Raw genomic sequence first — 19,301 nt, 5'->3', positions numbered from 1 at the left:
TTAGTTAAAATTCCAAAGCGGCAAAACAAACCGAATGTAACCTTTTAATAATCAATGAAATAAACTAAAAATAATGGCTTTAAACTTTGTTAATTTTCTCAAAAATTGGTCAAAATTCATTGCTTTTATCGCTCTTCTTCCTTTTTAACGACCTTTCTGGCCACTTCAATTTTAAATTTTTTGCCTTTCATTTTCTCGTCCCTGATATTTTTCAGCAACTCTGTTACCTTATTATATTTTACTGCTGCAAACGAAATAAAGTCTTTTACTTCAATAAGACCTAAATCTCCTTTTTCCAGTTTTCCTTTTTGGGAAAAGAAACCTACAATGTCAATTTTATTTAATTTGTTTTTCTTTCCGCCACTAATATAAATGGTTTGAAATTCCGGTGGTTTTGGTAATGTTGTTACGTTATCGACATTCAGGACATCCATTCCGTAGTCAATATAATCGAGTTGTTTTTCACTTTCGTGAATCAGTATATAAGCCGTTCCGGAAGCAAGCATACGTGCTGTACGACCGTTACGGTGGGTAAATTCGTCTTCTTTTAAAGGCAAATGATAATGAATTACATGCTTCATTTCCGGAATATCCAGACCACGGGCCGCAAGATCGGTTGTGATTAAATAACTCACACTTCCGTTTCTGAACTGAATCAAAGCGCGTTCACGCTCGTCCTGATCCATTCCGCCATGATAATAAACAGAGTAGATTCCTTTTTCGTTCAGTGTATCACTAATGCGCTCCGCCGCATCACGGTGATTGCAGAAAATAATCGCCGATTGTGATTTCAGCGAACAAATCAGATTGAATAAACTCCCCAGCTTATCTTTTGCAGAAGAAACCACCATTTTCATTGACAGATTGGTCTTTTCTTCTTCTTCAGGAATAAAATCCAGAACAGTTGGATTAACGACTCTCGTATATCGTGGAATCTCAACATCTGAAGTAGCCGAAACCAAGACCCTTTTGTTCAGTTTCGTTAATTTCCCAATGATAAAAGACATTTGCTCATGAAAACCCAATTGCAGTGATTTGTCAAATTCATCCAGAATTAGGGTCTGAACTTTATCCAGACGAAAAGTTCCCCTGTCAATATGATCTGCAATTCGTCCCGGCGTTCCGATTAAAACTGCCGGAGGATTGCTTAAGTTTTTGATTTCAGTATCTATCGAGTGACCTCCGTAGCAGATATTTACTTTATAATCGGTGCCCATTTTTTTCCAGACCTGTTCGATTTGCAGTCCTAATTCACGGGAAGGAACTAAAATTAAACATTGAACGGAAAGAATTTCAGGCTGTAATAATTCTAAAACCGGCAATAAAAAAGCCAACGTTTTACCTGATCCTGTCGGGGAAAGTAATAAAACGTTATTGTCGTTAAGAATTGCATCCTGTGCAACTTCCTGCATTTCGTTCAGGCTTTCGATGCCTAAATTCAAAAGTATATTGTTGGAATGGTGTTTTTTATTCATTTTGCAAAAGTAATCAAAAAAAGTGGTTTCAGGTTTTCACGTTTTCTTTCTTTCAAGTTTTTTAACCGCAAAGTTCGCAAGGATTTACGCAAAGTTTTTTTTTATTCAATCACGCAAAGTTTGCAGGGGTTTACGCAAGGTTTTTTTTATTCAATCACGCAAAGTCGCAAAGTCGCCAAGTTTATTTTCTTTGCGACTTTGCGACTTTGCCTTTACTTTGGATTAGTTTAAAAAAGAGTAAATTTATTCAAAGGAAAGCAGAGGTGAACTATCGACTTTGCTAGTCAGGAACTATGTCGCGCATTAGTCCTCTGCCTTCTCCTTGAATCCCGTTGAATTGCTTCAAATAGAATGATAGACATAGCGGTCTAATAAAGGCTCTAAAGAAGTTCAACATTTTTGTTTATCTAAACTCAAAGTTATGAAAAATTATTTGTTCCATGCAGGCATTGATATTTCAAAAGACAAATTGGATATCAATATTTTAGACTCTTTAACTCTTCAATCACAGCATTTAATTATTAGGAATGATATAAAGAGTATTTCTGATTTGATTAAGATTTTACAAAAGAAGATAGATCTAAATCGTACTCTTTTTTGTTGTGAGAATACTGGAGTTTACACGAATCATTTATCTTTTGTTTTGTTGAATAAGGAGTTGGATCTATGGGTGGTTCCCGCGATTGAAATAAAAAAATCGAAAGGCATTTCAAGAGGAAAAAATGATAAAACCGATTCAAAAGATATATCATATTACAGTTATAGACATTTAGACAAACTAAATCTTTTCACTCTAGCTGATGTTGATGTTCAGAAATTAAAAATTCTCTTTACAGAAAGAGCAAAAATGATCAAAGCACTTTTAATTCCTCAGACATCCAGAGAAAATAAGGAGTTTACCCAAAAAGAAATTTACAAGGAAATATCCGGAGTTAACGGAGCTTTGCTAAAACAAATTAAGAATTCGATTAAGAAAATTGAAATTAGAATCAAAGAAGTTATAAAATCAAATGATCAGTTGAATAAACAAGACCAGCTTGCCCGATCAATTCCTGGAATTGGAGCGCAGACCAGTGCCTATTTGATCATTGCTACGAAAGGTTTTTCATCTTTCGATAATTGGAGGAAATTTGCCTGCTATAGTGGTGTTGCACCTTTTGAATTTAGCTCTGGTACAAGTGTTAGAGGAAAGACAAAAGTAAATCATATGGCAGATAAAAAAATGAAGTCACTATTGCAAATGTGCGTTTTGACAGCAATAAAATACGATCCGCAGTTAAAGGAATATTACAATATAAAAAAAGCTGAAGGAAAAAATTCAATGCTCGTTATGAATAATATAAGATGCAAACTTATAAGCAGAGTTTTTGCTGTCATTAGCAGAGGAACTCCCTATATCAATACTTATAAATTTGCATCATAAATTTTCAATCCATTTACTTGCATTTTATGATAGAATGCGTGAAATAAATTAGTACTCTTTACGGTAAAATATCAAAGTTTCTGTATTTATAATTCACAAAGTTCGTAAAGCTGCAATCACGCAAAATCGCCAAGTTTTGATTATAAAGCTTTGCGAACTTTGCGTTTTTAAACCCTCCTATATTAAAAAACTTTGCGTGCCTTGCGTTTAAATGCCAAAATTGCCCTACCCTCATTTCAACTTAAAACCTGAAACCTGAAACAAATAAAACTTTATATTTGACTTTTCTATTAAAAACCCAAATCATGAGACTTTTTACCATTGTCATTTCCCTTTTTACACTTACTCTTTTCGCCCAAAACACCAAAAAATACGATACTTTTTTCGAAAAAGGAAATGGAAATCAGGCGGCAGACTATCAGGAAACCATCAACTACTACACCCTATTATCGCATGATTTCCCAACAATACAGATGCTCGAAATGGGCCTGACAGATTCAGGATATCCTTTACATATGATCACTTTTAATCCGGACAAAGAATTTGACTTTACTAAAATTCAGAAAAACAAAGCCGTCCTGTTAGTGAATAACGGAATACACGCCGGAGAGCCTGACGGAATTGACGCTACCATGCAATTGTTCCGCGATCTGGCTTTAGGAAAAATCAAGGCTCCCAAAAATACGGTTATCGTCACCATTCCGGTGTACAATATAGGTGGCGCTTTAAACCGAAATTCCACCACAAGAGCCAATCAGGATGGTCCTGAAATTTATGGTTTTCGCGGTAACGCCAGAAACTACGACCTGAATCGCGATTTTATGAAATCGGATACGCGTAACACCAAAAGTTTTGTCGAGATTTTCCAGAAAACAAATGCCGATGTTTTTATAGACAATCACGTTAGTAACGGATCTGATTATCAGTACAAACTAACCTACATCATGACGCAACACAACAAATTAGGAACTGTTCTGGGTGATTTTATGAATACCCAAATGATGCCTGCTTTGGTAAAAGACCTGCAAAATAAAAAAATAGAAACGACACCTTACGTCGATTCGTTTAAGGATACACCAGACAAAGGTTTCGGTCAGTTTACAGATAGTCCGAGATATACCACAGGTTATACTTCGCTCTACAATACCATTGGATTTGTGGTGGAAACACACATGCTGAAAAAATATGCCGACCGTGTTAAAGTAACCTACGAATACATGAAGTCGACCATTGATTTCATGGACGCCAATTACCTAAAAATAAAAGAACTTCGACTGAAAAACGAAGAACAATATAAACCCAAAAAGACCTATACTTTGAAATGGGAAATGGACAGTACCAAAACGACTCCTTTTTCATTCCTGGGCTATGAAGCGGGTTACAAAAAAAGTGAAGCCACAACAGGAAATCGCTTGTTTTATGACCGCAGCAAACCTTATAAAAAAGACGTTCCGTACATTAAGGAATTCAAATCCGTGAAAGAAGTTGTGATTCCGACCGCTTATATTATTCCACGTGGGTATTGGAATATTATTGATCTTTTGAAAAACAATGCCATCACCTACTCTACTTTAAAAAAGGATACGATAATAGAAGTCGAAAGCTATAAAATTGCAGATTTCAAAACCGCTCCATCGGCTTATGAAGGGCATTACATTCACAGAAATACGACCATTACTTCTAAAATCGTAAAAGTTACTTTTTCGAAAGGCGATTACCTCGTTCCAACAAATCAAAAAGGGGTAAAATATCTATTGGAAGCTCTCGAACCGGAAGGGGTTGATTCTTTCTTCAACTGGAATTTCTTCGATCCTATTTTACAGCAAAAAGAACATTATTCCGAATATGTTTTTGAAGATACGGCTGCGAAACTTTTAAAAGATAATACAACATTGAAAGCTGAACTCGAAGCTAAAAAAGAATCTGACGCCACGTTTGCTAAAAGTCCCGAAGCACAATTGGAATGGATTTACAAACATTCTGCTTATTATGAGAAGGCGCATTTGCAGTATCCGGTTTATCGTGTTTTGTAGATTTTTCTTAACCGCAAAGTTCGCTAAGGTTTTTTGTTTTTGATTGGGTTGAAAAACGCGAGAGGTCGCAAAGGTTTGCGTATGGATTGTTGTTATTTTTTCGGGAACTTTAATAAAGAGGAATATAGGCTGGGGTAAATTTAAATGTATTATGGTTTTCCGTAATATTTTCTTTTAGAATGCTTTTATTTTTGGATTGTAATAATTTAAAAACAAAAAGTATGGCTTGGAGTATACGTAAACGAATTAAAATTATCCCGGGAGTTCATCTGAATTTAAGCAAAAGTGGTATTACCACCTCTATTGGAGTTAAAGGAGCCAGCATGACTTTTGGAAAATCAGGAACTTACTTAAATACTAGTGTTCCAATTTTAGGAATTAATAATCGACAGAAATTATCTGGTTCCGGTACTAATCTAAAGCCTGAAACTTATAATGACACGATAGAACTTTCAGACAATATTTTTAGTTCTGATATTCAGGAAATCACAAGTCAAAATATGCAGGGAATTAAAGAATCAATTCTTTTGGCTCGTGAACAAAGAAAAGACTTAAAAAAAGATTTATTAAAAATACAAACGAGCTTAAGTTCTTCAAAACTAAAGCTTGGTCTAAGTTATTTTTTAATTTATGGATTAGTTAAAAAGAATATTCCCGAAAACATCAAAACTGATATTGAAGCGCAAAAGCAAGCAATAGTAGAAGCAAAAAAACATATCGAAAATTGCTTTGTTAAACTTGAGATTGATTTTGATCCTGAAATCAGAGAAAAATATGAAACTCTGTTGAAGGCATTTACTAAATTGACAACTTCACAAAAAATTTGGGACGTAACAAGTGCCCATTCTCAGGATAGGGTTGTAGCCAGATCATCAGCCAGTACGCTTGTACAAAAGAAAGAGGTAAGATTCGCTTTAAAATCACTTCCAGAGATAAAGTCCGATTTTAATGCTCTTTATTTTCAAAATGCAAATGGAGCTGACTTATATTTTTATCCAAGCTTTATAGTTATGTATTCCAATAACACAAATTTTGCTTTGATTGGAATAGATGAAATTATTATCAGTCAAAGTTTCGTAAGATTTACCGAAACAGGATCTATTCCTAAAGATTCAAAAGTAATTGATCGCAATTGGGCAAAAGTTAATAAAAATGGTACTCCTGATAAAAGATTTAAAGGTAATTACCAAATTCCAGTAGTTCGTTATGGTGAAATTAAATTGAAAACCAATACAGGCCTTAATGAAGAATATGAATTTAGTAATTCTGAGTTTACGGAAGATTTTGGCAGAGCATTTGGGGATTATCAGGCAACAATTAAATCATTGAAACAATTATAATTTCTATTCTGTGCGATTCCTGCTCTTAAGCATAACCAAAAAACCTCGTAAATCAGAAACTTACGAGGTTTTTATTTTTATTTTCATTTCGTCTTTATTGTCCAGCAAGTCCCGCTAAAATAAGGTATTTTAATCATTGACTTATTACAAACTTTTATAGAAAGTTATTTTGTAAATCATCTTTAATAAAGCCTTTTTTTGTAACATTACAATTGAAAAAGAAATTGTTTAAATATGAAAGTTTTTTCTTATATTTGAAACTTCTTAAACTTACGACATTAGATTAAATAAAATTTCCCTTGTAGTAGATTTACGGTCTGCTTTAATGACCCGTAATACACTACTAACAAGGTTTTTATATTCACTAAAATGTAAGTTATGAGTACAAACACTTTTTCAAAAGAAGCCGAAAAAAGGCTAATTGATTTTTTTAATCACGCGATAGCCCCGGAAGATATGGCTAAAGTAATCAGGCAGGTAAATTACACACTGGCTTTAGGCGTAATGCGGGAACAGGAAACCCCACCAAACGGAATAGAATCCAACTTTTATTGGCTCAATGAATTAGCCGAAATTTTAAATCCTTATCTGGAAGCTGAATAAATTTCTTTGATATTTTAAATGAAAACCCCGAACTCAAAAAGTTCGGGGTTTATTTATTTTAGGTGTTTACAATACTTACATTCATTAGCGAGTCGCTCGTCCAAGCGTGGAGTTAGTATGGAATCAATAATTACCTGACCCTTTTGTAGATCAGAAAAGCAATATAAAGTATTAAAGAAAATAACAATAGAATTGTTGCTACAGGCAAATAGGTAAAGACATAATATGTATCATGAATATTAATATCTAAACAATATTCAGTTGGATAAATGCAACCGTAAATTAGCATCCCAATGCCTAAAATTAAAAAGAAGTAAATAAAACATTTCATAATCTTGTATAATATTCATCCAAAAAGAATGCATTAAAAAAAGTAAAATCCCCAAAAGGAATAAATCCTCTACTTATTCTTGGAAGTTTGTAATCTAGTAATTCTGATGGAAATTTAATAATGTTGTACTTTTTTTCAACCATCTTAATAATTTTATTTATTTCATTAACATAAACTTTTTCTAGTGCTTCATTTTTGTATGGTTTATCAATCCACCTACCATGTTCTAAATCTAATGTAGCATCCAAAACATAATATGTAAAATATGGAACTAAAACACTAATATTCAAACAAATGGAATGAAGATGATTCCCAACCATTTGGGTAAGTTGTAAATTTAAAGCTCTATCACAAGAATTAAAAGATGTTACATCGTGAAAATTCATAGATAAATTTATTTCTTTAAATTCGTTCATAAACTCATTAAACATTCCTTCATTTCGATGCATGTTTTCAAATGAAGTTAATATTTTACATAAATTTTGATGCTCTTTACTTTCATTATATTTCGTTAATTCATTAAGTTCTGAAACATTATCAGGATAATTGGAATTTGAAATACTTTTTAAAATTTCTATTAACATATTTAATTACTTACAATTACTTGGAAAAATCCAATTACTTTTATATTCAGTTGGCGGAACGGTGCTAATGGGATTTAACTGAAGCCTACTTCCAGGAACCATTAATTCAAATGTATCTTTCAATGCTTTTTTAAAGAACTGATTAACCATTAGTTCGGTAGCAGGAACAGCTTTATAATAATTCTTTGTTTCAACCATTGCTGCATTTATAGCCTTTGCAACTATACTTGCTGCCATTCCCGGAGTAATATTTGTATTCCCTATTACAGTATTTGTCGGCATTTGAAATGATACAGCTTGTGGCAATATAATCATTTCCGTACTAGAAATTAATGGTGTTAAGGATTGAATAATTTGAATCTTAAAATTAATATTCCTAACCGCAGCTTCCTGCCACGGCAATCCTGCCATCTTTATAAAATTTATACTAGCACAATCAGGATAAACCGCTACATTATTACTAGTGGAACCACCACCTCCACCATTTCCGCCACTAGGCGAAGTATAACCACCCGGGGTTACCCCTCCAATTACAGGACTGCGTGGGGAATATATAACGGGAGTTCCTTTACTGGGTGCCTTTATAATAACCTCTCTTAAAGGAGTTGCAGGTCCATCACCACCGGATAATCCACCACATCCACCATCGCCAAAATCAGCGTAAATACAGGGAGGGTCTGCCGGTGCTTTGAATGTCTTGCTTCTTTCGTTCGAAAATGTGGCAACTCCTTCCTCAACTACCCGATTGTTTACAAATTTGGCAGCCCTCAAAGGACCTGTCTTTAAATCCCAAACCGTCATATAACCTGTAAAATCTCCTCCTTCAACAGATTGGCTCTCTGGTTTAACATCCTTATTGGAATAGGATTCAAACAAAAGGGCTGTATATTTATCTTTATCTTTATAAATATACATTTTTTGCTCCCAAAATTCCCGATCGTCTTTTTTGAGTTCCGTAACAGGTACAATAATCGTCTCTGTCCCATCTTCTGACCTTGTAACGCTGGCTTTATCCCAAACGTATTGCATATTCTCAAATAAAGCATAATTAGGCCTGTTTGCCTCATACTCATTAAACCATCTTTTGGCGGCCTGGACTTTTATGCCATCTGCAACTCCTCTTACTTCATCCTCCTGCTGACAACCTGTAAACAAAACAGCAATCAGTACGGTAGTAATTACAACCACTGCTCTCTTAAAATTTTCTTTCATCGCGTAACTCTTTAGATTATTATTTTGATTTTTCTTATAAAAAGCACATTTTTAAACTGCTGCAGCTAAGGCTTAAAAGGTGTTCTTTTATAAAGTAAAACAATAATTTTTGTAGTCCGGCAAACCGATTTATAACTGTAGGGTTTTAATTGATATTCGTAGTTAAATGATGCAATTCAGCCAAAATTCGGCTGAGATTTTAATGAAAAAAAATGTAAGACTTTTTGCTACTGTATTTTTTTTCAGATTTAAATCAATCACTAATACTGAAAGCCTAACCAGCACAAAAAACTAAAGTCTGAAACAAAATTTCTACTCAAAGTGCAGCTCCGCGTGAGGGATAGAAGCACGCTACCGCAGTAGCGCGGATAGCCCGACAGCATTTAAAAAAAGGCCTCATAAACGCAAAGTTTGTCAGGCCTTTTTTTAAATGGTGGCACGCCAGGATAACCAACAATTTCATTTTTAACATTTTAATACGCAACTATTCTTTGCATATGCTACTAGAGAATATAACTTAAAACAAAAATGAAATGAAAAAGCTCATCGCATTATTTACTGTACTTGCAATTGTTTCCTGCTCTAATGAAGAAATTACAGATTCAGGAATTAAAACCAATCTCAGTTCTATCAGATTTAATGATTATTATAAAAATTCACTGATTTATTCTCAGGACATGCAATTTGAAAATGAGAAACTTACAACGGTTAAAAATTCTGATGGTAAACATAGTGACTACACTTATAACAATCAGAATCTGGTTTCGAAAATAATTGACTACAATGCTTCGGAAGAAATTTTATTGACAACCAGTTTCCTGTACAGTGATGCCGGAAAAATAACCGAAATAAAACAATTGTCAGGTCCGGCAAATGATGAAATCTTGAATGCCAAATTTGTTTTTACGCATCTTGCAGGCAAAATAGTTTTGACAAAAACCAGCGAAAATAATCCGGCAGAATCGTTGGAGATTTCACTTAATTCGAATAATGAAATCGAAAAACGGACGATATTTTCAGGAGCTTATTTTTACAAATATGATTTCGTAAACGGCAATTTAGAAAAGTTTTCTCAAGTTGGGGACAACGGAAGTTTAAGCGAACGTTTTATGAGTTATAAGTACACTAACCTCAAAAATAATTACAGTTACAAAAAACTGCTGTTTGGCGAAGAATGGAAACTCAACAGCTTTTTAAACAGTTTCTTAAATTTTAATTACTCTTTAATGATTGACCTTTCTGAAAACTTAATTTCGGAATACAGTGACACTTTTGTTTATCAAAGTTCAAATTACAGTGTTGTTTACACCACAAAAGCAGATTACACTTTTGACAATAAGGAAAGAATGACAAAAATGACGGAGAACTTTAGTACTAACAATGGCGGAAAAATAGCAAACGATTATAAATCGGAGTTTATTTTTAGCTATAAAGAATAAAACTATGTTCTGAAAATGGATCTAAATCGCAATGTACTATTGCGATTTTTTTATTGATATTGATTTTCTTCTGCAAATAATAATTTAATATTCTCATAAGAATTTTTAAGCGCTTCTTTGATTTGCTCCGGGTTGAGCCAGGCCACTTTTTCGATGCCTTCTTCGATCTGGCCTTGCGGAGTTCCTTCAAAATTTGACGTCATTTCGAACCAGTGCGTTATTTTGAGTTTGTATTTTCCGTTACGTTTAAAAACGTGATAGGTTTTTTGAAGTTTATCGGTAATACTTAATTTTCCAACACCGGTCTCCTCTTCTACTTCGCGCATGGCGGTGTCTTCAATTTCTTCGCCTTTTTCGATTCCACCCTTCGGTAAATCCCATTTTCCGTTTCTGAAAATAAATAAAACCTCGCCTTTTTTATTGTAAACCAATCCTCCTCCGGCTTTGGCTACAGGAATTTTAGCCTTGAGCGTTTTCATTATTTCCTTTTCATCAGGATGGTAGAGATATGCTTTTTGAATTTTATTTTGAAATATTTTCACTATAAGCTGCTCAATATCAATACTCTCTAACAGGAATAATTGAAAATTAGTCTCTCTGGAGATTTCATTTGTCAAAAAAAGTGGTTTGTCGTTCACAAAAACTTTATACATTTGTACTATGATTTTTAATAAAGATACTGCCGAAAAAACAGCCGAATTGCTTTTGCAAATAAATGCAATTAAATTGAATCCAGAAAATCCTTTTACATGGGCTTCTGGCTGGAAATCTCCTATTTATTGCGATAATAGGTTAATTCTTTCATTTCCAACGATCAGAAATTATGTTCGTGATGAGTTTGCAAAGAATATTGAAAAACAATTTGGGAAACCGGATGTGATTGCCGGTGTTGCAACCGGAGCGATAGGAATTGGTATTTTGGTGGCCGAGAGCCTTGGATTGCCTTTTGTTTATGTACGCCCTGAAGCCAAAAAACACGGAAGACAAAATCAGGTGGAAGGCTTTTTGCAAAAAGGCCAGAATGTTGTTGTGGTTGAAGATTTAATCAGCACCGGAAACAGCAGTCTGATGGCTGTGGAAGCTTTACGCAATGAAGGAGCTAACATTAAAGGAATGGCAGCGATTTTTACGTACGGTTTTAATGTGGCAGAAGAGAACTTCAAAAAGGTCAATATTGACCTGTTTACCTTAAGCAATTACGAGAACCTTTTGGATTTAGCGGTTCAGAAACAATACATTACCGAAGACCAGCAATCGACCTTACAGGAATGGAACGGAAGTCCGTCGACCTGGGGACAGGAAGAGGAGTAATTTTAGATTTTAGATTTTTAGATTTTTAGATTTTAGATTTTAGATTTTAGATTTTAGATTTTAGATTTTAGATTTTAGATTTTAGATTTTAGATTTTAGATTTTAGATTTTAGATTTTAGATTTTAGATTTTAGATTTTATACAAAAAATCGCTTCGCTCTTTTTTGTAAATTGTGATTTAATTTAGATCTAACTTTGCGAACATAGCGTTTACTAACGTTTTACAATAAAAAAACCTTGCGCCCTTTGCGGTACAAAAAATTATAAAAAAAGAAAAATATGAACTTAGAAAGTCCAAAAGTTACTGTTCAGAAATCAGCACAGGATTTATTTGATTTGTTGACTGATGTTAAGAATTTCGAAAAATTGATGCCGGATAATATTGCTAAATTTGAAGTAACAGGCGAAGATGCTTTTATTTTTGGATTGAAAGGGATGCCGGAAATAAAACTTAAAATGAAAGAAAAAGTAGCTCCAAACAAAATTGTTCTGGGTGCTGCAAGCGATAAACTTCCGTTTACACTGGTTTCTAACATTGATAGTATTTCTGCTACCGAAAGTGCCGTACAATTGCAATTTGAAGGAGAATTCAATGCTATGATGGCCATGATGATCAAAGGCCCTATCAGCAAGTTTATCGAAACTCTGGCAAACAATATGACGAAGCTTTAAGTTATTTAATATGCTTAAAATTTAAAGTCCGATTTTACGATCGGGCTTTTTTTTTGTTTCAGGTTCAGGTTTAAATTCCAAGTTTGAAAAATTCCAAATTCCAGGTTTCAGGTTTCAGGTTTGACGTTTCAAGTTTCAAGTTTCAGATTTCAGGTTAATCGCGTGGATGACACCTTCTATTCTCGGAACACTTTATCATCATCTACTGGAACAGAAAAATAGCTCCAAAAGCTGTGAAACTAGTAGAGATTTGATTTGAATCAATGGCAACAGGACACAGATTTTACGGATTAAACAGATTAACACAGATTTTTAACCTCTGTACCTTTGCAACTTAGATCCTAAAACCTTAGCAGCTCAGAACCTTAGTCCCTCAGAACCTTTAATAAAGCATCTGAACTTCCTTAATATCAAATTCAGAAACCGAATCATCTTCAAGCAAGATCCTGATTTTTCCAACAGGGGAAACGCCCTGAATGATTCCCATGAAGTTTTGTCCCGAAGTTTCGGGATGTAGATTTTTAAAAGGCATTGGAACCCCTTTTCTAAACAGCGAATTAAAATATTCATCCCAAAAAACTGCTGAATTCGTCTGCCAGGATTGTATTTTTTGCTCGATCCTTTCCGTAATTAAAAAGGGTAAAATATCCTTATCAAATGTTTTTCCTGAAAGCACTGCCAAAGACGACGCGTTGGGGAGTTCATCAAAATTCGTCTGATTCACATTGAGGCCTAATCCGACAACTGACACGATCCTGCCATCACTTTTGAGGGTATTTTCGATTAGTATGCCACCAATCTTTTTGTTGTATGACATAATGTCGTTTGGCCATTTTATACTTAAATTCGAAATATCCAGCGATTTTAGCGTCTCGATAACCGCTAATGAAACTATTATGCTTAAATTAAAAACCTGCTCATTATCAAACAAAAAATCCTTCACCAAGACACTCATAATTAAGTTTTTACCGGATTCAGACTTCCATTTGGCTCCCATCTGCCCCTTGCCTTTTGTCTGATTTTCAGCTGTTACCACCGTAAAATTATCAAGCTCTTCCTGACTGGCCAACGCCTTTAGAAAATCGTTTGTAGAATCTATGGCATCGAGTTTGATTAGTTTCATTCAAATAATTTATTTATACTTAATTTAATATTTTGTTAAGGTTCAAAATTAATCACAAAAATTGGTAACTTTACAAAATCATATAAAATAATTCATGGCGAAAAAGACTATTAATAATGATGTTCTATTGGCGAACATAATCAAAGGGATTGAAGAAGTAAAAGGAAATGATATAGATATTCTTGACTTAAGAGAAATAGACACGGCTGTTTGTGACTATTTTGTAATTTGTAACGGAAGTTCAAATACTCAGGTTAATGCCATTGTAAACTCAATTCAAAAAACAGTATCCAAAGACTTAAAAGACAAACCTTGGCACGTAGAAGGAACCGATAATGCAGAATGGGTCCTGATGGATTATGTGCATATCGTAGTACATGTTTTCCAGAAACACATTCGTGAATACTATAATATCGAAAGCCTTTGGGGTGACGCCAAAATAACTACAATCGAAAACAAATACTAAAGAAAATTTTTTCTAATGGCTAAAGATAATAATCCAAACCCGAGTAAATTTAAAATAAGTCCCTGGTTAATATATACTGCAATACTTCTAGTTTTTTTATTTATAAGTTTTGCAACCGGTGGATCTAACTTAAGCGAACCTGCTCAATTGACTTCTTCTAAATTCAATGTATTATTAGAAAAAGGACAAATTGAAAAAGTGATCGTATACAATAAAGCAGAAGCTGAAGTATATCTGACAGCTGCAGCCCTAAAAGATGCAGCAAATAAAAAAGTATCAAAAGATATTTTTGAAAGACCTAACAAAGGTCCTCACTATACTTTGGAAATTGGTAACGACCAGATTTTTCAAACGAAATTAGAAAAAGCAGTGGGCGAAGGCAAACTGAAAGATTTTAATTTTTTACAGAAAAACAACTGGAGCGATATTCTGATCAGTCTGCTTCCTATCATCATCATTATTGGTGTATGGATTTTCATTATGCGTAAAATGTCAGGCGGAGCCGGTGGCGGTGGCGGACAAATTTTCAACATCGGAAAATCTAAAGCAAAATTATTTGATGAGAAAACAGATATCAAAACAACATTTAAGGATGTTGCCGGTTTAGAAGGTGCAAAAGAAGAAATACAGGAAATCGTTGAATTCCTGAAAAATCCGGAAAAATACACCAACCTGGGAGGTAAAATTCCAAAAGGAGCCTTACTGGTAGGACCTCCGGGAACGGGTAAAACCTTATTAGCCAAAGCTGTTGCAGGCGAAGCTCAGGTTCCCTTCTTCTCTTTATCAGGTTCTGATTTCGTAGAAATGTTTGTGGGTGTGGGTGCTTCACGTGTACGTGACTTATTCAAACAGGCAAAAGAAAAATCTCCTGCTATTATCTTCATCGATGAAATTGATGCTGTTGGTAGAGCAAGAGGAAAAAGCAATATGTCAGGCGGAAACGACGAAAGAGAAAATACACTGAACCAGTTATTGACAGAAATGGACGGTTTTGGTACAAACTCTAATGTAATCGTTCTGGCTGCTACAAACAGAGCTGATGTCCTTGATAAAGCCTTAATGCGTGCCGGTCGTTTTGACAGACAAATTTTTGTTGACTTACCGGACATTCGCGAAAGAGCTGAAATCTTTAAAGTACACTTAGCGCCTATCAAAAAAGTAGAAGGTCTTGATCTTGATTTCTTAGCCAAACAAACTCCGGGATTCTCCGGTGCCGATATTGCAAACGTTTGTAATGAAGCTGCTTTGATTGCTGCACGTTATAACAAAACGGCTGTAGACAGACAGGATTTCCTTGATGCTGTAGACAGAATTATTGGGGGTCTTGAAAAGAAAAACAAAATCATTACTCCTGAAGAGAAAAGAGCCATCGCTATTCACGAAGCAGGTCACGCAACCGTAAGCTGGATGTTAGAGCATGCTGCACCGCTTATTAAAGTAACGATCGTTCCTCGTGGACAAAGTTTAGGAGCTGCATGGTACCTTCCGGAAGAAAGACAAATCGTAAGAACAGATCAAATGTTAGACGAAATGTGTGCTACTATGGGCGGAAGAGCTGCTGAAAAAGTAACTTTTGACAGAATTTCTACCGGAGCATTAAGCGATTTAGAAAAAGTAACCCGTCAGGCTCGTGCAATGGTAACGATTTATGGTCTGAATGATAAAATAGGAAATGTTACCTATTACGATTCAACCGGTCAAAGCGAATACAATTTCTCAAAACCTTATTCTGATGAAACCGCAAAAGTGATTGACAAAGAAATTTCAGAATTAATTGAAGGTCAATACCAAAGAGCGATTCAGATTTTAGAAGAAAACAAAGACAAACTAAATCAGCTTGCCGATATCTTAATTGAGAAAGAAGTTATTTTTAAAGATGACTTAGAAACAATTTTCGGAAAACGTACTTTTGACAAAAATCTGGAAGAAGTAGTTTCTTAAATTATTCGGAAATATTTAATATTTTTTAAAATCTTAATTCAAAATAGCCTTTTGAATTAAGATTTTTTTATCTTTGAACGTTTTCAATTAACATGTAAAGTATTTCATATAAAATGAATTTTTTCAAAAAAATATTTGGTTCGAGCGATGCCGCTTCTGATGAAGAAACTGAAAGCGAATATGGAGGGAATCCAACAACTCCTGATAGTCATTTATCTATTGACGAAAGATTCATTTTTAATTTTAAGAAAAACGGAGGTAAATTTTTGTATTGTGAAAACAAACAGGAAGTAGCCGAACAATTTGAAAATATTTTAGAAGAAAACGACTGGTTCGAGAATGAAGTTTTATGCTATGAACCGGGGCTGTTTAGCTTACTGGAAGAAAATAAATTAATTTATATTTCGCCAAGAAATCCTAAATTCCTTCTTGCCTCTTGCGAAAACCTTATTGCCGACGAAGGCTCTATCTTGTTTTCATCCAAACAAATCAGACAGGACAAACCAAACGAATTACCTCCCAATATTGTTATAATAGCGACCACCAGCCAGATTCTTGCTATAAAAAGTGATGGACTGAGTGCTATTAAACGCAAATACGAAAGAGACTATCCTACCAATATTACCACAATAAAATATTTCGAAAAAGCAAAAGAAGAAGATTTTACACAATACGGAAGTGTTGCCAAAAATCTGTACTTATTGCTTTTAGAAGATCTTTAAGATGAACGAAACACTCAAGAGAACCATTTCTGGTGCTGTTTATATCGCTTTGTTACTAACATCGATCTTGTTTTCTACCGAAAGCTTTATTATCCTTTTTGGTATATTTCTCGTTATTACTATTTATGAGTTTTCTAATCTGGTAACTCTTAATAAAATCTTTTCGATTCTGTTCGGAACCTTATTGTATTCGCTTATCGTATTGGCAAGCCATTATAATAAAGAAAGTACACTCTTCCTTAATAGCCTGTTTCAGGAAAACTTTGATTTCGAGATAAATATTCAGCAGTTAGACCTGATATTACTTGCCGTTACTATAGTTGTAGCCATTAAATGTATTTTATTCCTGTTTTATGACTCAGTTCAGAAAATAAGTATTTCCTCTAAGTATTTATATCTATTAGGCTACATTACATTGCCCTTTGTTTTTATTGTAAAAATTTCTTTCGGTACGAACAATTATAATCCAAAAATTATCATTGGATTATTTATTCTGATCTGGACTAATGACACTTTTGCTTATCTGGTAGGCAAATCAATAGGTAAACATAAATTATTCGAACGCGTTTCTCCTAAAAAAACCATAGAAGGTTTCTTAGGTGGTGCTGTTTTTGCTGCTTTTGCAGGCTTTTTGATTTCAAAATTTTACATCCAGCCCAATCCTGCCTTTAGCAGCAAGTCTATCCTGATATGGACCATAATTGCGTTAATTGTAAGCATTTTTGGAACGATCGGTGATTTGATCGAATCAAAATTCAAAAGAATTGCCGGTGTAAAAGACAGCGGTTCGATAATGCCCGGACACGGAGGCATCTTAGATCGATTAGATAGTGTTATATTTGTAGCACCAATTATATATTTATTTTACCAAATTTTATATTATGTTTCATAAAGAAGGAGCCCCGTCCATTTTATTAGGTACTGTTTTTGCCGTAGCCGTACTTTTGATCGCTGATCGTTTTATTGATATCAGCTGGTTGAAAATGCTTGTTCAGATCGCAGGTGTTTTGATTTTGATTATTATTTTACAGTTTTTCAGAAACCCAAAAAGAATTGCGATCAGAGAGGACAATCATATCCTGGCTCCGGTTGATGGAAAAGTAGTTGTAATTGAAGAAGTTTACGAAGGCGAATACTTTAAAGATAAACGTTTACAGGTTTCTATTTTTATGTCTCCAATAAATGTGCACGTAACGCGTTATGCTATGGATGGTGTTATCAAATTCAGCAAATACCACCCTGGTAAATTTTTGGTTGCGTGGCACCCAAAAGCAAGTGAGGAAAACGAAAGAACAACTGTTGTTATCGAAAACGAAACTTTCGGACAAATCCTTTACAGACAAATTGCAGGTGCTTTGGCACGCCGAATTGTAAATTATGCAGAAGAAGGAATGCAGGTGGTTCAGGGAACAGATGCAGGTTTCATTAAATTTGGTTCAAGAGTAGATTTATTTCTACCTTTAGGTACACCAATTAATGTACAATTAAACCAAAAAGCAATTGGAGGAAAAACCATTATTGCTACAAAAGCTTAAATGACGATCAAAGATTTAGATACTCGTTTCTCAGAGGCTGTAGAAACTGCCTTACAAATGACGCAGGCTTCGTTACCGCAAGATGTGCAGTTAAGACTGTATGCTTATTACAAACAGGCTACTTTTGGCACTGCCGTGTACAATCAGTCTGAAAATTTTGATTTACGTGATGCATTCAAAACAAATGCCTGGATGCAGATAAGCCATATATCCGTTGACGAAGCAAAAGAACACTATATCGAAATCATAAATTCACTAACAGCAAAATAATTCCCATTATGAAGAAAAACATTGTTCGTTTCAGTATTTTAACTTCATTCTTAGCATTATTTTCTTGTAATGACAATAAGCTAACCGAAGTTGTAGAAGTGCCTTTACCAACAAAAGAGGAAAAAATAACTATTGGGGCTCCCGATGAAGTAAAGGCAGATCCGGGATCTTTTGCGCTTACAAAACTGGCTTTTCCTTATGACGGATTAGCTCCCGGCATACGATCCCTTACTTTAGAAACACATTATTCAAAACATTATTTAACGTATACCAATACCTTAAACAAGGAAATTGTTTCTACTGAATTTGAGAATATGTCTATTGAAGATATTCTTAAAAAATTAGATCTTAATAATGCTAAACTTCGTCAGAATGCGGGTGGATATTACAACCACACGCTTTATTTTGATATTCTGACACCAAAACAACAAACTCCTAAGGATACCCTTTCCAGCGCAATCGATAAGGAATTTGGTTCTTTCAGTAATCTTACCAATCAGTTTAAAGGACAGGCTACAAAACAATTTGGTTCGGGCTGGGTCTGGCTGGTTGTCGATAAATTAGGCAAACTGCAGGTAACGACCACAGACAATCAGGATAATCCTTTAATGAAAAATGCTTTGGTTCCGGGAACACCAATTATGGGTATTGACCTTTGGGAGCATGCTTATTATCTGGATTACCAAAACAGAAAAGGAAGCTATATCGATGCTTTTTACGAACATATCAACTGGGAAAAGGTAAACGAAAATTACGTCGAAGCCTTAAAGAAAGTCAAGAAAGTATAATCATAAAAAAAGCTGATACGATAACGTATCGGC

Annotated in this window: 19 protein-coding genes; 14 read left to right on the top strand and 5 right to left on the bottom strand. The window is 34.5% G+C overall.

Features of this window, described 5'->3' with window-relative positions:
* Positions 1-125 precede the first annotated feature (125 nt).
* A complete protein-coding gene (locus tag D0817_RS04725) occupies positions 126-1,475 on the bottom strand; it encodes a DEAD/DEAH box helicase (protein ID WP_127337250.1) in 1,350 nt (449 codons plus the stop codon).
* A gap of 421 nt (positions 1,476-1,896) precedes the next feature.
* On the opposite strand from D0817_RS04725, the gene D0817_RS04720 reads away from it, so the two are divergent.
* From D0817_RS04720 to D0817_RS04705, 4 genes are all read left to right on the top strand, one after another.
* Positions 1,897-2,898, top strand: a complete 1,002-nt coding sequence (locus D0817_RS04720; protein ID WP_127337249.1) for a transposase — start codon at positions 1,897-1,899, stop codon at positions 2,896-2,898.
* A 305-nt stretch (positions 2,899-3,203) separates the two neighbouring features.
* Positions 3,204-4,931, top strand: a complete 1,728-nt coding sequence (locus D0817_RS04715; protein WP_127337248.1) for a M14 family metallopeptidase — start codon at positions 3,204-3,206, stop codon at positions 4,929-4,931.
* Between the two features lie 221 nt (positions 4,932-5,152).
* On the top strand, positions 5,153-6,271 hold the full coding sequence (locus D0817_RS04710; RefSeq protein ID WP_127337247.1) for a DUF4236 domain-containing protein: 1,119 nt from the start codon (positions 5,153-5,155) through the stop codon (positions 6,269-6,271).
* A 378-nt stretch (positions 6,272-6,649) separates the two neighbouring features.
* Positions 6,650-6,874, top strand: coding sequence for a hypothetical protein (locus tag D0817_RS04705; RefSeq protein WP_127337246.1), 225 nt, complete (start codon positions 6,650-6,652; stop codon positions 6,872-6,874).
* A 327-nt stretch (positions 6,875-7,201) separates the two neighbouring features.
* Here the strand turns inward: D0817_RS04705 and D0817_RS04700 are convergent, their stop codons facing one another.
* Entirely contained in the window at positions 7,202-7,789 is a 588-nt protein-coding gene (locus D0817_RS04700; protein WP_127337245.1) for a hypothetical protein, read from the bottom strand.
* Between the two features lie 6 nt (positions 7,790-7,795).
* Positions 7,796-9,001, bottom strand: a complete 1,206-nt coding sequence (locus tag D0817_RS04695; protein ID WP_127337244.1) for a hypothetical protein — start codon at positions 8,999-9,001, stop codon at positions 7,796-7,798.
* A 533-nt stretch (positions 9,002-9,534) separates the two neighbouring features.
* Between D0817_RS04695 and D0817_RS04690 the strand changes: the two genes are divergently transcribed.
* A complete protein-coding gene (locus D0817_RS04690) occupies positions 9,535-10,440 on the top strand; it encodes a hypothetical protein (protein ID WP_127337243.1) in 906 nt (301 codons plus the stop codon).
* A gap of 50 nt (positions 10,441-10,490) precedes the next feature.
* On the opposite strand, the gene D0817_RS04685 is transcribed toward D0817_RS04690, so the two are convergent.
* On the bottom strand, positions 10,491-11,093 hold the full coding sequence (locus D0817_RS04685; protein WP_127337242.1) for an NUDIX hydrolase: 603 nt from the start codon (positions 11,091-11,093) through the stop codon (positions 10,491-10,493).
* A gap of 7 nt (positions 11,094-11,100) precedes the next feature.
* Here D0817_RS04685 and pyrE point away from each other — a divergent pair, with 7 nt between their 5' ends.
* Positions 11,101-11,751 carry an orotate phosphoribosyltransferase gene (gene pyrE, locus D0817_RS04680; protein WP_127337241.1) on the top strand — a complete coding sequence of 217 codons (651 nt, stop codon included), beginning with the start codon at positions 11,101-11,103 and terminating at the stop codon, positions 11,749-11,751.
* Between the two features lie 279 nt (positions 11,752-12,030).
* Positions 12,031-12,423, top strand: coding sequence for an SRPBCC family protein (locus D0817_RS04675; protein ID WP_127337240.1), 393 nt, complete (start codon positions 12,031-12,033; stop codon positions 12,421-12,423).
* A 382-nt stretch (positions 12,424-12,805) separates the two neighbouring features.
* On the opposite strand, the gene D0817_RS04670 is transcribed toward D0817_RS04675, so the two are convergent.
* Positions 12,806-13,546, bottom strand: coding sequence for a biotin--[acetyl-CoA-carboxylase] ligase (locus D0817_RS04670; RefSeq protein WP_127337239.1), 741 nt, complete (start codon positions 13,544-13,546; stop codon positions 12,806-12,808).
* 94 nt (positions 13,547-13,640) lie between these two features.
* On the opposite strand from D0817_RS04670, the gene rsfS reads away from it, so the two are divergent.
* The 7 genes from rsfS to D0817_RS04635 all read left to right on the top strand — a co-directional run bounded on the left by rsfS (position 13,641) and on the right by D0817_RS04635 (position 19,268).
* On the top strand, positions 13,641-14,012 hold the full coding sequence (gene rsfS / locus D0817_RS04665; protein ID WP_007809313.1) for a ribosome silencing factor: 372 nt from the start codon (positions 13,641-13,643) through the stop codon (positions 14,010-14,012).
* A 15-nt stretch (positions 14,013-14,027) separates the two neighbouring features.
* Positions 14,028-15,953, top strand: coding sequence for an ATP-dependent zinc metalloprotease FtsH (gene ftsH / locus D0817_RS04660; RefSeq protein ID WP_127337238.1), 1,926 nt, complete (start codon positions 14,028-14,030; stop codon positions 15,951-15,953).
* 113 nt (positions 15,954-16,066) lie between these two features.
* Positions 16,067-16,675: a lactate utilization protein B/C gene (locus D0817_RS04655; RefSeq protein WP_127337237.1), complete on the top strand. Its 609-nt coding sequence runs from the start codon at positions 16,067-16,069 to the stop codon at positions 16,673-16,675.
* A gap of 1 nt (position 16,676) precedes the next feature.
* Positions 16,677-17,567, top strand: a complete 891-nt coding sequence (locus D0817_RS04650) for a phosphatidate cytidylyltransferase (RefSeq protein WP_127337236.1) — start codon at positions 16,677-16,679, stop codon at positions 17,565-17,567.
* Positions 17,557-18,210 (top strand): phosphatidylserine decarboxylase family protein, encoded by a 654-nt coding sequence (locus tag D0817_RS04645; protein WP_127337235.1) that lies wholly within the window; start codon positions 17,557-17,559, stop codon positions 18,208-18,210. The genes D0817_RS04650 and D0817_RS04645 overlap by 11 nt, the downstream gene beginning before the upstream one ends.
* The gene (locus tag D0817_RS04640) at positions 18,211-18,480 is read left to right on the top strand and encodes an acyl-CoA-binding protein (protein ID WP_127337234.1); all 270 of its coding nucleotides are present in this window, start codon (positions 18,211-18,213) and stop codon (positions 18,478-18,480) included.
* Between the two features lie 8 nt (positions 18,481-18,488).
* Positions 18,489-19,268: a superoxide dismutase gene (locus tag D0817_RS04635; protein WP_127337233.1), complete on the top strand. Its 780-nt coding sequence runs from the start codon at positions 18,489-18,491 to the stop codon at positions 19,266-19,268.
* The last annotated feature ends 33 nt before the right edge of the window (positions 19,269-19,301 follow it).

This window comes from Flavobacterium cupreum (assembly GCF_003996965.1).
GTDB classification, from domain to species: domain Bacteria; phylum Bacteroidota; class Bacteroidia; order Flavobacteriales; family Flavobacteriaceae; genus Flavobacterium; species Flavobacterium cupreum.
Note: the sequence above shows the minus strand (reverse complement) of the source record. Positions and strands in the feature narration are given on the sequence as shown.

Excerpts from the sequence above, each read along its gene's own strand:
- pyrE (WP_127337241.1), top strand. The coding sequence starts at position 11,101 with ATGATTTTTAATAAAGATACTGCCGAAAAAACAGCCGAATTGCTTTTG.
- D0817_RS04720 (WP_127337249.1), top strand. The coding sequence starts at position 1,897 with ATGAAAAATTATTTGTTCCATGCAGGCATTGATATTTCAAAAGACAAA.
- D0817_RS04690 (WP_127337243.1), top strand. The coding sequence starts at position 9,535 with ATGAAAAAGCTCATCGCATTATTTACTGTACTTGCAATTGTTTCCTGC.
- D0817_RS04670 (WP_127337239.1), bottom strand. The coding sequence starts at position 13,546 with ATGAAACTAATCAAACTCGATGCCATAGATTCTACAAACGATTTTCTA.
- D0817_RS04705 (WP_127337246.1), top strand. The coding sequence starts at position 6,650 with ATGAGTACAAACACTTTTTCAAAAGAAGCCGAAAAAAGGCTAATTGAT.
- D0817_RS04635 (WP_127337233.1), top strand. The coding sequence starts at position 18,489 with ATGAAGAAAAACATTGTTCGTTTCAGTATTTTAACTTCATTCTTAGCA.
- rsfS (WP_007809313.1), top strand. The coding sequence starts at position 13,641 with ATGGCGAAAAAGACTATTAATAATGATGTTCTATTGGCGAACATAATC.
- ftsH (WP_127337238.1), top strand. The coding sequence starts at position 14,028 with ATGGCTAAAGATAATAATCCAAACCCGAGTAAATTTAAAATAAGTCCC.
- D0817_RS04695 (WP_127337244.1), bottom strand. The coding sequence starts at position 9,001 with ATGAAAGAAAATTTTAAGAGAGCAGTGGTTGTAATTACTACCGTACTG.
- D0817_RS04715 (WP_127337248.1), top strand. The coding sequence starts at position 3,204 with ATGAGACTTTTTACCATTGTCATTTCCCTTTTTACACTTACTCTTTTC.
- D0817_RS04655 (WP_127337237.1), top strand. The coding sequence starts at position 16,067 with ATGAATTTTTTCAAAAAAATATTTGGTTCGAGCGATGCCGCTTCTGAT.
- D0817_RS04710 (WP_127337247.1), top strand. The coding sequence starts at position 5,153 with ATGGCTTGGAGTATACGTAAACGAATTAAAATTATCCCGGGAGTTCAT.
- D0817_RS04725 (WP_127337250.1), bottom strand. The coding sequence starts at position 1,475 with ATGAATAAAAAACACCATTCCAACAATATACTTTTGAATTTAGGCATC.
- D0817_RS04640 (WP_127337234.1), top strand. The coding sequence starts at position 18,211 with ATGACGATCAAAGATTTAGATACTCGTTTCTCAGAGGCTGTAGAAACT.
- D0817_RS04675 (WP_127337240.1), top strand. The coding sequence starts at position 12,031 with ATGAACTTAGAAAGTCCAAAAGTTACTGTTCAGAAATCAGCACAGGAT.
- D0817_RS04650 (WP_127337236.1), top strand. The coding sequence starts at position 16,677 with ATGAACGAAACACTCAAGAGAACCATTTCTGGTGCTGTTTATATCGCT.
- D0817_RS04645 (WP_127337235.1), top strand. The coding sequence starts at position 17,557 with ATGTTTCATAAAGAAGGAGCCCCGTCCATTTTATTAGGTACTGTTTTT.
- D0817_RS04685 (WP_127337242.1), bottom strand. The coding sequence starts at position 11,093 with ATGTATAAAGTTTTTGTGAACGACAAACCACTTTTTTTGACAAATGAA.
- D0817_RS04700 (WP_127337245.1), bottom strand. The coding sequence starts at position 7,789 with ATGTTAATAGAAATTTTAAAAAGTATTTCAAATTCCAATTATCCTGAT.